Genomic DNA, 12,833 nt, shown 5'->3' with positions numbered 1-12,833 from the left:
CCGCGCCCCGCACCCCCCGCGCAAGATCCGCGCAACTTCGGCGAAACTGCTGCCTCGTCCCGTGCTGAGGCAGCAACTTCCCCGAACCTGCGCGGATCTTGGCTCTTCGACGTGGGCACGCGGGGGCGACGTGTCGTCACCCTTCTCGGACAGCGAGGAGACCCAACAGGTCGGGGACTCCTCCTGGGCCTGCCTCGGCGACCCGGAGCAGCCGGAGACCGGCCGCCACTGTCGCGTTGACCAGGTCGGCGAGAGGGAGGTGCCAGGCGCCGACCCGTACCCGGACGCCGCTGGTGTTCCAACTGTCGAAGCTGCGCGACCGGTCGGCGTATCGCTCGTCGACGACGACGCTCGGATGCCGACCCCAGTCGGCGAACGCGCCCACGAAGCACGGGTGCACGCCCACGTGCACGAAGCGACCGCCGGGGCGCAGCACGCGGGCGACCTCGCGCAGCATGGCGGGGTAGTCGGGCATGTCGGTGCTGGCCAGCACGCACATCGCGGCTGGCAGCGACGCGTCGGCGAACGGCAGTGCGGTCGCGTCGCCCCGCGTCACCGGCAATCGCCCGCTCGCGTGCCGCAACTGCCCTCCGGACAGGTCCACGCCCATCGGCGTCCAACCCAGACCTGCGGGTACGGTCGCGTGCGCACCGGTGCCGCAGCAGATGTCGAGGCAGACACCCTCGCCTGGGCCGAGCAGGTCCTCCACTGTGGCGTGCACCCGGCGGAGATAGTCATCCCCGCCCGAGATGAAGCCCTCGTACCAGTCCGCGTGGGCGTCGTACGCCGGTGTGCTCGTCGTTCCCATCCCTCTATGCTAGGAATCGCGGCCGGTCACGCCGTGCCCGTTCTTCCGAGGGCAGACGTGCCGGCGTCTGCCACTACGGGCCGCCGCGGACGGGCGTGCTCCCTTATCCTCGATCGATGCGGGATCGCCGGGTGGCGCTGGTGTGGGCGGCCTTCGTAGTGGTCGCGCTGGTGTCCTGCGTGCTCGTGCTGCGCCGCGATGACCGCCTCTCGGACCTGCACATCTACTACGGCGCACTGTCCGATCTGCACGCCGGTCGCCCGCTGTACGAGTTCAAGGCGGCCAACGGGGGGCCATTCACGTACCCGCCGTTCGCGGCACTCGTGCTGGGTCCGATCACCGCCGTGAGTGAGGGCGTACTCCAGGGGATCTGGCTGGTGGCGACGTGCGCGGCGGTCGTCGCCGTCGCCGGTGCGGTCGGTGTCGCGCTGACCACCCGGCAGTCCCGGCGACCGCTCGTGGTGGCGGTGGCCGCCACGGTGCTGATGCTGTCCGCGCCGGTGCAGAGCAACCTACGCTTCGGTCAGGTCAGCATCTTCATCGTGCTGATGGCCCTGCTCGACGGGATGGGCGTCGTCCCGCCCCGGCTGCGCGGAATGTTGGTGGGGGCCGCCGCGGCGATCAAGCTGACGCCGCTGCTGTTCGTGGTCTACTTCCTCGCCACGGGCCGCTATCGCGACGCCGGGCGTGCGGTGGCGACCTTCCTGGCCTGCGCGGCTCTCGCCGCGGTGGTGTTGCCGGGGGAGAGCTGGACGTACTGGACCGAGGCCGTGCGGCAGACCTCGCGGATCGGCAACCTCGCCTCGCTGGGCAATCAGTCAGTGCACGGGATGTTGCTGCGCGTCGGCGTCGACGAGGCGACACTGCCCCTGCTCTGGGCCGGCCTGGTGGCGCTCGTGTGCGCGGCGGCGCTGCTGCGGGCCCGGCAGTTGACGGTGGAGGGCCGCCCGGGGCACGCGGCCGTGCTGGTCGGCTGCGCGACCGTCGCCGCGTCCCCGGTGTCCTGGACCCACCACCAGGTGTGGCCGGTGCTCGCCGCGATGCTGCTGATCGGCGCGTCCGGCGTCGCCCAGCGCGCCGCCGGCGTGGCGCTGCTCGCCGCCATGGTCGTCTCGTTGGGTGCGGTCCTCAGCTCGGTGTCGGCACGGCCGGGCGTGCAGTTCCTCTTCGAGAACGCCCGCGCGATCGGGGTGTGCCTGCTGTGCATGGTCGGCTTCGGCGGCGTCGCGGTCGCCGCCACCCGAACGGCTCGCCGGCCTGCCGGCGGGCGGGGTTGGTTGCGGGTGGGTGTCACGGCAACGGTGGCGGTCGCGTTCTTCGCCGTGCAGCCGCTGCCCGCCGGGGCGGACCCCACCTTCAAGGCGTACGCCCTCGACGACGTGGTCAACCCGCGATACTTCTTCGTGTGCCGTGGCCCGGTCGAGTGTGCCGCCTACGGCACCGACGCGCCGGTCACCTTCGGCACCCGCGCCGAGAAGACCAAGGTTCGGGTCAACGGCGTGGTCTCCCCGCAGGTGACCCGCCTGGAATACTTCTCCGCGCCCGGCGGGGCGCCCCGGGCCATCCCGCTGCTCGACGCGTACCCGGGTAGCCGGACGTTCTCGTTCCGCTCGGCGAACATGGCGCAGGGGCGGCTCGTCGCGTACGCCTCGGACGGTCAGCCGATCGCCAGCTACGACGAGGAACTCGCCGCCGCCCTCCGTACGACCACCCGGTAGGTGATCGGGGAGGGCGGCGGCGTAGCTCAGCGGGTGGCGGCGGCCAGGGCGGCGCGCAACTTCTCGGCGTCACTCGGTGCCGGGTGCTCCCAGTCGGTCGGCGTGGCGGCGTAGATCGTGCCGTACGCCGGGGTGTCCGGCTGGTAGCGCCACCCCTCGGCCAACGGGCCCACGTCCACCGCGTCGTAGCCGATCCGGTCCAGGAAGGCGGTCACCTCGGCCTTCGCGGCGGCGTCGTCGCCGGCGATGGCGATGGCGCTGCGGTCGGCCGCGCCGGACGGGCGGGGAAGCTCGGCCAGGCCCTTGTAGTAGATGTTGTTGAAGACCTTGACCACCCGTGAGTCCGGCAGGTGCCGCTGGAGCAGTTCGCTGCTGGTGGTCTCGCCCGAGTCCAGCTCCGGGAAGGCCCCGTCGCGCTGCGGGTAGTAGTTGTTGGTGTCGATGACGACCTTGCCGGCCAGCGGCTCGACGGGCACGGCGCGGTACGCCTTCAGCGGCACGGTGACCACCACCAGGTCGCCGACCTGCGCCGCGTCCTGTGCCGTGCCGGCGCTCGCGTGCTCGCCCAGCTCGTCGACGAGGTCCTTCAGCGTCTCCGGGCCCCGCGAGTTGCTCAGCACCACGTCGTAGCCGGCGTCCACCGCCAGCCGGGCCAGGGTGCCGCCGATGTTGCCACTGCCGATCAGTCCCACAGTTGTCATGATTGTTCCCAACTCCGTCCACCCGCGACGCATTCCGGTTGCCCGGTGTCGATCGGCTGCGCAGACTGCCGGGCATGCGCTGTCTCGTCGAGGACCTCGCGACCTTCGCCGTCACGGCAGGTGCCTGGCTGCGCCGCGAGCCCGTCCTGCACAACGTACTGCTCACGCTCGTCGCTGACCGGCTCTCCGGTGACGTGCCACTCTCCGGTGACCTGGACCGTCGCGCCGCCCTCAGAGGTGTTGATCAAGAGGTTTGCGTCGGAAACCGGCCCCGGGTTGACGCAAACCTCTTGATCACCGCTCTCAGGCGGGGAGGACCTTGTCGATGGCGACGCGCAGCTCGTCGGCACCGGGCTCGACCGTGGGGGCGAAGCGGGCGGCGACAGTGCCGTCCGGGGCCACCAGGAACTTCTCGAAGTTCCACCGGACGTCCCCGGTGTGCCCGTCGGCGTCCGGGGTGTCCACCAGCGCGGCGTAGAGCGGGTGCTGGTCGGGCCCGTTGACGTCGACCTTCTCGGTCAGCGGGAAGGTCACCCCGTAGTTGACCTGGCAGAAGTCGCTGATCTCGGCGGCGCTGCCCGGCTCCTGCCCGGCGAACTGGTTGCACGGCACGCCGAGCACCACCAGGCCACGGTCGGCGTAGGTGTCCGCGAGCGTCTGGAGGCCGGCGTACTGCGGGGTGAGGCCGCAGCGGGAGGCCACGTTGACGACCAGCAACGCCTTGCCGCGGTAGCGGGCCAGGTCGGCGGGTCCACCGTTGAGGGCGTCGATCGGGATGTCGAAGACGGTCATGGGCCGAGGTTACGCGCCGGGCGCCGAGCGGCCGGGGGACGGGCCCGACGGGTGCACTCCATGCACCAGAGGAAATCGAAACATGCGCATCTTGACGAAGTGATGACGCCGTGAGTACCGTCTCACCATCGCTTTTGGAAAGTTTCCTAACAGTTCGGGAGACGCCTCATGAAAAGATCGCTCCGCCGGGCCCTCTGGGCCGGTGCCGTGGTCGCCGTGACCGTCGCTGCGGTACCGGTGACGACTGCCTTCGGCGCCGGCACGGTCACCACCACGTTCACCAGGGCACAGGACTGGGGGACCGGTCACGAGACGAGGGTGACCGTCACCAACGGATCAAGTGCCGCCATCAGCACCTGGCGCATCGAGTTCGACCTGCCGTCGGGCACCACCATCAGCAGCGCCTGGGACGCCGACGTCACCAGCAGCGGCAACCACTACGTCGCGGTCAAGAAGAGTTGGGCCGGCGGCATCGCGCCCGGTGCCTCGTTCAGCTGGGGCTACAACGGCACCGGTGCCTACAAGGCGCCGCTGAACTGCACCATCAACGGTGCCGCGTGCGGCGGCGGAACGCCCCCGCCGACCACCACGCCACCCACGACCACGCCGCCGACCACGACGCCACCCACCACGCCCCCGCCCACCACACCGCCGCCGACCACGCCGCCTCCCGGTGGCAAGAAGGTCGTCGGCTACTTCGCCGAGTGGGGCGTCTACGGGCGCGGCTACCACGTCAAGAACATCCAGACCAGCGGCTCGGCCGCCAAGCTGACCCACATCCTGTACGCCTTCGGCAACACCACCGGTGGCCGCTGTTCCATCGGCGACACCTATGCCGACTACGAGAAGGCGTACACGGCGGCGGAGAGCGTGGACGGCGTCGCCGACACCTGGGACCAGCCGCTGCGGGGCAGCTTCAACCAGCTGCGCAAGCTCAAGCAGATGAACCCGCACCTCAAGGTGATCTGGTCGTTCGGCGGCTGGACCTGGTCCGGCGGCTTCACCCAGGCCGCACAGAACCCGGCCGCGTTCGCCGAGAGCTGCCACAACCTGGTCGAGGACCCGCGCTGGGCGGACGTCTTCGACGGCATCGACGTCGACTGGGAGTACCCGAACGCCTGCGGTCTGACCTGTGACACCAGCGGACCGAACGCGTTCAAGAACGTGATCAGCGCGCTGCGGTCGAAGTTCGGGTCCAACGCTCTGGTCACCGCCGCCATCACCGCGGACGGCAGCAACGGCGGCAAGATCGACGCCACCGACTACGCCGGCGCCATCGGCAACCTCAACTGGCTGATGCCGATGACCTACGACTACTTCGGGGCGTTCGCCGCGCAGGGTCCGACGGCACCGCACTCCCCGCTCACCTCGTACACCGGCATCCCGCAGCAGGGCTTCAACTCTGACGCGGCGATCCAGAAGCTCAAGAGCAAGGGCGTCCCGGCCAACAAGCTGCTGCTCGGCATCGGCTTCTACGGTCGCGGCTGGACCGGCGTCACCCAGGCCGCACCGGGTGGCAGCGCCACCGGAGCGGCACCGGGCACCTACGAGGCGGGCATCGAGGACTACAAGGTCCTCAAGAACACCTGCCCGACCACCGGCACCATCGCCGGCACCGCATACGCCAAGTGCGGCAGCAACTGGTGGAGCTACGACACTCCGTCGACCATCAACGGCAAGATGACGTACGCGAACAACCAGGGCCTCGGTGGCGCGTTCTTCTGGGAGCTCTCCGGTGACACCAGCAACGGCGAGCTCATCGGCGCCATCAAGGGCGGTCTCGGCTGAGCCGATGCCGGCGCAACACCCACACGACGGGGAGGGGCCCGCACCGTCCCTCCCCGCCCGTGACACCACGGCCCGGCCGGCGCCCAGCGTCGGCCGGGCCGCCGTCATTGGGCTGACCCAGCTCGATGTGGCAGACTCGCGGCTCGGCACGTCTCGATCTCGATGGCACCGGCGACGGAGGTGGTCATGCGCCCGACCCACCGCAGGCTGGCGGCAACCGCCGCCGGGCTGGTGCTTCTGCCGGTCGCCCTGGTCGGCTGCGGGATCGGCGGCGACGACACCAAGGCCGAGCCCACGCCCAAGCCCGCGCGGGCCCCCGCCGAGGAGGCCGCCGCCCGCTCCCGCGAGCGCGTGCAGGCGTACCTCGACGCGATGACCGCGAAGGACGTCGCCGCCGGCCGCAGCCAGCTCTGCGCTCTCCTGCACGATGGCTTCGACCTGGGTGCCACCGGGCCCAACGGTGACTTCGCCGACCACTTCCAGGTGCCGGAGGCGGCCATCACGGACATCCGGTCCGGTCCGCTCGGGCAGGAGGTCAGCGTCTCGGTCTCGGTCACCGCTGGCAAGCGCACCGTCACCCGTCCGCTGGTGTTCACCGTGACCCGCGACGGCAGCGACTGGTGCATCGCCGGAGAGGCGCCCACCGGCCCGCCGGGTGCCAAAGCGCCGCCGACCGGCGTCGCCCCCACCCCCGCGTCCTGACCTGCGCCGGGCGGGTTGATCTCCCATCTGCCGGAACCGTCCCCCTCGCCGCCGGGTCACCCCGACCGTCGCCGTACGCTTTCTGTCATGCGCCATGAGTGGCATCAGCTGAGCCATCCCGCGGTGAGCAGCCCGGGCCTGCAGACCAGCCGACCGACCGTCGACTCCGCCGAGGACGCCGCGCTCGGGCTGGACCGATGGCGGGATCTGCCCCGCGAGCAGGTCCCACCGTGGTCCGACCCGGCCGCCGTCGCGGCGGTCTGCAAGGTCCTCGACACCGTGCCGTCGGTCGTCGCGCCCTATGAGGTGGACCAGCTCCGGCAGAAGCTCGCCCTGGTCTGCGAGGGCAAGGCGTTCCTGCTCCAGGGCGGTGACTGCGCCGAGACGTTCGTCGACAACACCGAGAGCCACCTGCTGGCCAACGCCCGCACCCTGCTCCAGATGGCGATCGTGCTCACCTACGGCGCGTCCCTGCCGGTGGTCAAGGTCGCCCGGGTGGCCGGGCAGTACACCAAGCCCCGCTCGCTGCCCACCGACGCGCGTGGCCTGCCCGCGTACCGCGGCGACATGATCAATTCGCTGGAGGCCGACCCGGCCGCGCGGGTCGCCGACCCGCAGCGCATGATCCGGGCGTACGCCAACTCGGCGGCGGCGATGAACATGCTCCGGGCGTACCTCGCCGGTGGGCTCGCCGACCTGCACGCGGTGCACGACTGGAACAAAGGCTTCGTGAAGAACTCCCCGGCGGGGGAGCGCTACGAGGCGATCGCTCGGGAGATCGACCGGGCGCTGGCGTTCATCCGGGCCTGCGGGATGACCGACGACGAGGCCCTGCGTACGGTCACGCTCTACTGCTCCCACGAGGCTCTGGCCCTGGAGTACGACCGGGCGCTCACCCGGGTCTCCGACCGTCGGGCGTACGGGCTCTCCGGGCACTTTCTCTGGATCGGCGAGCGCACCCGGCAGATCAGTGGTGCGCACATCGACTTCATCTCCCGTATCGCCAACCCGATCGGCGTCAAGCTCGGCCCGACCACGTCCCCGGACGAGGCGATCGAGCTGTGCGAGAAGCTCAACCCGGACAACATCCCCGGGCGGCTCACCCTGATCAGCCGGATGGGCAACCACCGGGTACGCGACGCGCTGCCGCCGATCGTCGCCAAGGTCACCGCCGCCGGCGCCAAGGTGGTCTGGCAGTGCGACCCGATGCACGGCAACACGCACGAGTCGTCCAACGGCTACAAGACCCGGCACTTCGACCGCATCGTCGACGAGGTGCTCGGCTACTTCGAGGTGCACCGGGGGCTGGACACCCACCCCGGTGGGCTGCACGTCGAGCTGACCGGTGAGGACGTCACCGAGTGCCTGGGCGGCGCCCAGGGCATCGAGGACCTTGACCTGCCCGACCGGTACGAGACCGCCTGCGACCCGCGACTGAACACCCAGCAGTCGTTGGAGTTGGCGTTCCTCGTAGCGGAGATGCTCCGTGGCTGACGCGAGGAGTGAGCTTGCGAGCCCCGCAGTCGGCAGCCGAAAGGACAACAGTGGCTGACGCGAGGAGTGAGCTTGCGAGCCCCGCAGTCGGCAGCCGAAAGGACAACAGTGGCTGACGCGAGGAGTGAGCTTGCGAGCCCCGCAGTCGGCAGCCGAAAGGATGATCATGGCTGATCTGTTCGTGGACCTGCGTTCCGACACGGTGACCCGGCCCACCGCCGGGATGCGGGAGGCGATGGCCACCGCCGAGGTCGGTGACGACGTCTACGGCGAGGACCCGAGCGTCAACGCGCTGGAGGCCGAGGTCGCCGCGCTGTTCGGGCACGAGGCGGCACTGTTCGCCCCGAGCGGGTCGATGGCCAACCAGATCGCCCTGCAACTGCTGGTGTCGCCCGGCGACGAGCTGCTCTGCGACGCGGACGCGCACGTGGTCACGTACGAGATCGGCGCGGCGGCCGCGTACGGCGGGATCTCTTCGCGGACCTGGCCTGCGGTGGGCGCGGACATCGACCCGGAGGTGGTGGCCGGGATGATCCGGCCGGACGGCTACTTCGCCGTTCCGACCCGCGCGATCGCCGTCGAGCAGACCCACAACCGGGGCGGTGGCGGCGTGATTCCGCTGGCCACCCTGCGGGATCTGCGGGGGGTCGCCGACGACGCGGGTGTCGCGTTGCACTGCGACGGTGCTCGGATCTGGCACGCGCACGTCGCGGACGGGGTGCCCCTGATCGAGTACGGCCGGCTGTTCGACACGCTGTCGGTGTGCCTCTCCAAGGGCCTCGGCGCGCCGGTCGGCTCGCTGGTGGTGGGCAGCGCGGACAAGATCGAGCGAGCTCGGATGATCCGTAAGCGGATGGGCGGTGGCATGCGTCAGGCTGGCATCCTCGCTGCGGCCGGTCGGTACGCGCTCGCGCACCACGTCGACCGGCTGGCCGACGACCACGCGAAGGCGGCCCGGCTCGCCGAGGCGGTCGCGCCGTTCGGCGTGCTGGCCACCACGGTCCGCACCAACCTGGTCGCACTGGATCTCACCAAGCACACCCTGGACGCGCGGGCCCTGGCCGCCGCGGCGAGGGCCGAAGGCGTACTCATCTCGGTGCTCGGCCCCCGCACCGCCCGCCTGGTCACCCACCTGGGCCTCGACGACGCGGCCATCGACCGCGCGGTCGCGGCCCTGCCCCGCATCCTCGCCGCGTCCTGACCTCCGGCCGGCGCCCTCCCACGACCTGGTGATCCGGCGCCCTCCCACGACCTGGTGATCAAGAGGTTCGCGTCAGATTCCGGCCTCCGGATGACGCAAACCTCTTGATCACCGAGGTGAGGTCAGGGGTGGGGTGGGGTGGGGTGTGCGGGGATCAGGGGGCAGGGGTCAGGCGGGTCAGGGTTGTGATGTCGGCGGCGTGGCCGATCTGCTTCTCGCTCGGGGTCTCCACGACGAAGGGGACGCCGGCGGTGGCGGGGTGGGTCATCAGCTCGGCGAAGGCGGGCTCGCCGATGGTGCCCTTGCCGATGTTCTCGTGCCGGTCCCGGGTGGAGCCGCACAGATCCTTCGAGTCGTTGGCGTGGACCAGCCGCAGCCGGTCCGCGCCGACCGTGGCCACCAGCGTGTCCAGGGTCGCCGTCATGCCGCCCTCGGCCGCCAGGTCGTGACCGGCCGCCCAGGCGTGGCAGGTGTCGAAGCAGACCCCGAGCATGGGGTGCCGGTCCACCGCGTCGAGGTAGGGCCCGAGCTGCTCCACCCGGGAGGCCAGTGACCGACCACCGCCCGCGCTCGGCTCGACCAGCAGCATCGGCCCGCCGGCTTCGGCGGCCCAGTCGAGCAGCGGCAGCAACTCCTCGCGGACCTGTCGCATCGCCGCCTCGGCGTACCCCTCGTCCACCGAACTGCCGGCGTGGAACACCACCGCCTGAGCACCGATCGCCACGCCCCGACGCAACGCGTGCGCCAGCGTCTGTGCCGACTTCTCGACAGTGGCCGGGGTGGGCGAGCCGAGGTTGACCAGCAGCGAGGCGTGGATGAACGCCGGAATGCCCCGCTCGGCGCAGCCGTCGCGGAACAGGGCGTCCTGCACGGGGTCACCGTTGGGCAGCGCCCAACCCCGCGAGTTGGAGACGTAGACCTGCACCACCTGGGCGCCCGTCGCGTCGGCGTACGGCAGGGCGGCCTTGGCCAGCCCACCGGAGGTCGGAGTGTGCGCGCCCACCGGACGCGAGGTGACCGCCGGCATCAGAAGCACGTGAGGGTGACCGGGGTGCCCGGCGGCACCTGCGAATTCTCGCCCGGGACCTGGATCCGGACCACGGCGTTCGGGTTGACCACGACGGTCACCGGGAAGCCTTGGCTCTCCAACGCCTGCTTGGCCTGCTGACACGGCAGGTCGATCACCCGGGGCACGACGATCGCCGGCGGGCCCTTGCTGACGTCCAGCTTGACCTGGGTGCCCTTTTCCACGCCGGCGCCATCGGCGGGGCTCTGGCCGAGGATCTCGTCCCTGGGCTTGTCGGAGTCCTTGTAGGTCGGCACCAGCACCAGGTTGAGCTGGGCCAGAATGGTCCGGGCCTCGGTCAGGCTCTTTCCGACCAGGTTCGGCACCGACACCGGCGCCCTGCCCCGGCTCACAATGAGGGTGATCTTCGCGCCGGGTTTGACCTCGCTGCCCACCTTGGGGGAGGTGTCCAGCACAACTCCGGACGGCAGGCTGTCGTCGTAGCGGGAGGCTCCCTTGGCCACCACCAGCTTCACGTTGACCAGGTCTGCCTCGGCAAGCTCGAACTCCTTGCCGATCACGTCCGGCACGGGGAAACGCTCCGGGCCGAGGGAGAGGGTCAGGGTGATCGCGCCACCCTTGACGATCCTGGTGGCGGACGCCGGGCTCTGCGCCAGCACGCTGTCCTTCGGGGCCTGCTCGTCGAAGCGCGGCTCACCGTACTTCAGGGTGAGCCCGGCACGGTCGGCCTGCGCCTGCGCCTCGGCCTTGCTCAAGCTCACCAGCTGCGGGGCATCGGTGTAACGACCGACACCGAACCACCAACCACCGATCGCGGCCACCAGGCCCAGCGTCACTACCACGGCCGCGACGGCCAGCCGGCCGCGTTGGCTCGCCATCAGGGTGCTGCGCAACGCTGCGAGTCGGGACCCCAGGCTGTCTGAGGGCTCCGGAGCGGCCCGACGTCGACCCGGCCCCTGGCTGCTGGCACCCTCGGGCAACCGCGCCCAGGACGGGCGGTCGGAAGGGCGGACCGTCGCGACCATCATGGTCGGCTGAGAGAGTGGCTCGCCGCTCACCGGGCGGAGCACGGCGGTGTGGCTGTTGGCGTCGCCCAGGCGATCCCGGGCGACCTGCACCTCGGTCAGCAGCGCTCCGGCGTCGGCGGGCCGCGCGTCGGGATCGCGCCGAGTCGCCCGCTGCACCAGGTCGTCGAGGACCGACGGCAGGCCGGGCACCAGCGTCGAGGGTGCCGGCACGTCCCGGTCGACGTGCTGCCAGGCGACGTCCACCGGGCGGTCCCCGTCGTAGGGCACGCGGCCGGTGAGCATCTCGAACAGCACGATGCCGGCCGAGTAGACGTCGGTACGTGGATCGGCACGGCCCTCGGTGACCAGCTCCGGGGCGACGTACGCCACGGTGGCCATCAGCTGGTTGCCCTGCTCCTCGTCGGCGCTCGCCTCGACCGCCCGGGCCAGCCCGAAGTCGGCCACCTTGACGACGCTGTCGACCAGGTTGGCGACGCCGCCGGTGGGTGCCTCGGCGACCAGCACGTTCTCCGGCTTGACGTCGCGGTGCACGAGACCGGACCGGTGCGCGGCGGCGATCGCGGCGAGCATCTGCTCGACGATGGCCAGCGCCTCGTCCGGGTTGAGCCGGCGACGCTCGGCCAGCACGTCGCGCAGCGTGCGACCGCGGACGTACTCCATCACCAGGTACGGCAGACCGGCGTGGGTGCCCTGGTCGTAGACCGCCACCACGTTCGGGTGGGTCAGCCGGGCGATGGTCTTCGCCTCGTCGGTGAACCGGGCCACGAAGTTGGCGATCCGGGCTCGGGCCTCCGGCGCCTGGGTCGGGTGAATGATCTTTACAGCGACGGTGCGCTCGAGGCGCTCGTCGGTGGCGGTGTACACGGTCGCCATGCCACCACGGGCCACGCGACCGCGAATGCGGTAGCGCCCGTCGATCAGCGAGCCCAGCAACGTGTCGGCGACCTGAGTGTCCATCGGCAGGGAGTCTATGTGTCCAGGGGGTGAAGGATGAACAGGATGCTACAGCCGTACGCCGAACTGGAACGTCCCGCCGCGCTCGCCGCCACTCATCCGCTGGTCAGCGACGCGTACGGGACCGGTCGCCGATCGGTCGTCCGGGGTGCCGGTGGCTCGTCGTGGCGACGACGTGGCAGGGTGGTCGGGTGACCGAACCCGTACCCGACCAGGCCGTCCCCGGCCCGGAGCTCGCCGGACCCACCGACCCGGCCGGTTGGCTGACCCTGCCCGACGTCGCCGAGCGCCTCGACGTGTCGATCAGCAAGGTGCACCAGATGATCCGTGACCGGGAGTTGCTGTCGGTCCGCCGCGACGGCGTCCGCCGGATCCCGGCGGACCTGGTGGCCAACGAGACAGTGCTCAAGCACCTGCCCGGCGTGCTCAACCTGCTCTCCGACAACGGCTACGACGACGAGGCCGCGCTGCGCTGGCTCTACGAGCCGGACGACACCCTCCCCGGCGCCACCGCCGCAGCCGCCCTGTCGGGCGACCAGGCCCGCGAGGTAAAGCGCAGAGCCCAAGCCCAAGCCTTCTAACCCCACCCCCACCCACCCGGGGCCCCCAACCCACCCCGT

The 12,833-nt window shown here is 71.1% G+C and carries 13 protein-coding genes; 7 read left to right on the top strand and 6 right to left on the bottom strand.

All coding sequences use genetic code 11. The annotated features are described in order from the left end of the window. Window positions 1–136: 136 nt before the first annotated feature. A complete protein-coding gene (locus tag KBX34_RS31925) occupies window positions 137–808 on the bottom strand; it encodes a class I SAM-dependent methyltransferase (RefSeq protein WP_210928789.1) in 672 nt (223 codons plus the stop codon). A gap of 116 nt (window positions 809–924) precedes the next feature. Here KBX34_RS31925 and KBX34_RS31920 point away from each other — a divergent pair, with 116 nt between their 5' ends. After that, on the top strand, window positions 925–2,526 hold the full coding sequence (locus tag KBX34_RS31920; protein WP_210928787.1) for a glycosyltransferase 87 family protein: 1,602 nt from the start codon (window positions 925–927) through the stop codon (window positions 2,524–2,526). Window positions 2,527–2,552: 26 nt separating this feature from the next. Here the strand turns inward: KBX34_RS31920 and KBX34_RS31915 are convergent, their stop codons facing one another. The 3 genes from KBX34_RS31915 to KBX34_RS31905 are packed head-to-tail and all read right to left on the bottom strand — an operon-like array spanning window position 2,553 to window position 4,019. Further along, window positions 2,553–3,227, bottom strand: a complete 675-nt coding sequence (locus KBX34_RS31915) for an NADPH-dependent F420 reductase (protein WP_210928780.1) — start codon at window positions 3,225–3,227, stop codon at window positions 2,553–2,555. Further along, window positions 3,224–3,475, bottom strand: coding sequence for a hypothetical protein (locus KBX34_RS31910; RefSeq protein ID WP_210928778.1), 252 nt, complete (start codon window positions 3,473–3,475; stop codon window positions 3,224–3,226). The genes KBX34_RS31915 and KBX34_RS31910 overlap by 4 nt, the downstream gene beginning before the upstream one ends. Window positions 3,476–3,530: 55 nt before the next feature. Continuing rightward, window positions 3,531–4,019: a glutathione peroxidase gene (locus KBX34_RS31905; RefSeq protein WP_210928776.1), complete on the bottom strand. Its 489-nt coding sequence runs from the start codon at window positions 4,017–4,019 to the stop codon at window positions 3,531–3,533. A 168-nt stretch (window positions 4,020–4,187) separates the two neighbouring features. On the opposite strand from KBX34_RS31905, the gene KBX34_RS31900 reads away from it, so the two are divergent. From KBX34_RS31900 to KBX34_RS31885, 4 genes are all read left to right on the top strand, one after another. Then, window positions 4,188–5,807, top strand: coding sequence for a glycosyl hydrolase family 18 protein (locus KBX34_RS31900; protein ID WP_210928770.1), 1,620 nt, complete (start codon window positions 4,188–4,190; stop codon window positions 5,805–5,807). Between the two features lie 186 nt (window positions 5,808–5,993). Beyond that, on the top strand, window positions 5,994–6,509 hold the full coding sequence (locus KBX34_RS31895) for a nuclear transport factor 2 family protein (RefSeq protein ID WP_210794921.1): 516 nt from the start codon (window positions 5,994–5,996) through the stop codon (window positions 6,507–6,509). Window positions 6,510–6,596: 87 nt separating this feature from the next. Next, a complete protein-coding gene (locus KBX34_RS31890; protein WP_088949414.1) occupies window positions 6,597–8,003 on the top strand; it encodes a class II 3-deoxy-7-phosphoheptulonate synthase in 1,407 nt (468 codons plus the stop codon). A gap of 166 nt (window positions 8,004–8,169) precedes the next feature. Beyond that, window positions 8,170–9,204 (top strand): low specificity L-threonine aldolase, encoded by a 1,035-nt coding sequence (locus KBX34_RS31885; protein WP_210928768.1) that lies wholly within the window; start codon window positions 8,170–8,172, stop codon window positions 9,202–9,204. A gap of 154 nt (window positions 9,205–9,358) precedes the next feature. Here the strand turns inward: KBX34_RS31885 and KBX34_RS31880 are convergent, their stop codons facing one another. Further along, entirely contained in the window at window positions 9,359–10,231 is an 873-nt protein-coding gene (locus tag KBX34_RS31880) for a deoxyribonuclease IV (protein WP_210928759.1), read from the bottom strand. Further along, window positions 10,231–12,216 carry a Stk1 family PASTA domain-containing Ser/Thr kinase gene (pknB, locus tag KBX34_RS31875; protein ID WP_210928757.1) on the bottom strand — a complete coding sequence of 662 codons (1,986 nt, stop codon included), beginning with the start codon at window positions 12,214–12,216 and terminating at the stop codon, window positions 10,231–10,233. Before pknB ends, KBX34_RS31880 begins: the two co-directional genes overlap by 1 nt. A 33-nt stretch (window positions 12,217–12,249) precedes the next feature. Between pknB and KBX34_RS31870 the strand changes: the two genes are divergently transcribed. Then, entirely contained in the window at window positions 12,250–12,408 is a 159-nt protein-coding gene (locus tag KBX34_RS31870) for a hypothetical protein (RefSeq protein WP_210928755.1), read from the top strand. Then, the gene (locus KBX34_RS31865) at window positions 12,405–12,794 is read left to right on the top strand and encodes an Rv2175c family DNA-binding protein (RefSeq protein ID WP_088949411.1); all 390 of its coding nucleotides are present in this window, start codon (window positions 12,405–12,407) and stop codon (window positions 12,792–12,794) included. The genes KBX34_RS31870 and KBX34_RS31865 overlap by 4 nt, the downstream gene beginning before the upstream one ends. Window positions 12,795–12,833: the final 39 nt, after the last annotated feature.

This window comes from Micromonospora sp. M61, from assembly GCF_018070245.1.
Classification (GTDB): Bacteria; Actinomycetota; Actinomycetes; order Mycobacteriales; family Micromonosporaceae; genus Micromonospora; species Micromonospora zamorensis.
This window is presented reverse-complemented; position numbering and strand designations above follow the sequence as displayed.

Excerpts from the sequence above, each read along its gene's own strand:
- KBX34_RS31885 (WP_210928768.1), top strand. The coding sequence starts at position 8,170 with ATGGCTGATCTGTTCGTGGACCTGCGTTCCGACACGGTGACCCGGCCC.
- KBX34_RS31870 (WP_210928755.1), top strand. The coding sequence starts at position 12,250 with ATGAACAGGATGCTACAGCCGTACGCCGAACTGGAACGTCCCGCCGCG.
- KBX34_RS31895 (WP_210794921.1), top strand. The coding sequence starts at position 5,994 with ATGCGCCCGACCCACCGCAGGCTGGCGGCAACCGCCGCCGGGCTGGTG.
- KBX34_RS31920 (WP_210928787.1), top strand. The coding sequence starts at position 925 with ATGCGGGATCGCCGGGTGGCGCTGGTGTGGGCGGCCTTCGTAGTGGTC.
- KBX34_RS31905 (WP_210928776.1), bottom strand. The coding sequence starts at position 4,019 with ATGACCGTCTTCGACATCCCGATCGACGCCCTCAACGGTGGACCCGCC.
- KBX34_RS31880 (WP_210928759.1), bottom strand. The coding sequence starts at position 10,231 with ATGCCGGCGGTCACCTCGCGTCCGGTGGGCGCGCACACTCCGACCTCC.
- KBX34_RS31915 (WP_210928780.1), bottom strand. The coding sequence starts at position 3,227 with ATGACAACTGTGGGACTGATCGGCAGTGGCAACATCGGCGGCACCCTG.
- KBX34_RS31925 (WP_210928789.1), bottom strand. The coding sequence starts at position 808 with ATGGGAACGACGAGCACACCGGCGTACGACGCCCACGCGGACTGGTAC.
- KBX34_RS31900 (WP_210928770.1), top strand. The coding sequence starts at position 4,188 with ATGAAAAGATCGCTCCGCCGGGCCCTCTGGGCCGGTGCCGTGGTCGCC.
- pknB (WP_210928757.1), bottom strand. The coding sequence starts at position 12,216 with ATGGACACTCAGGTCGCCGACACGTTGCTGGGCTCGCTGATCGACGGG.
- KBX34_RS31890 (WP_088949414.1), top strand. The coding sequence starts at position 6,597 with ATGCGCCATGAGTGGCATCAGCTGAGCCATCCCGCGGTGAGCAGCCCG.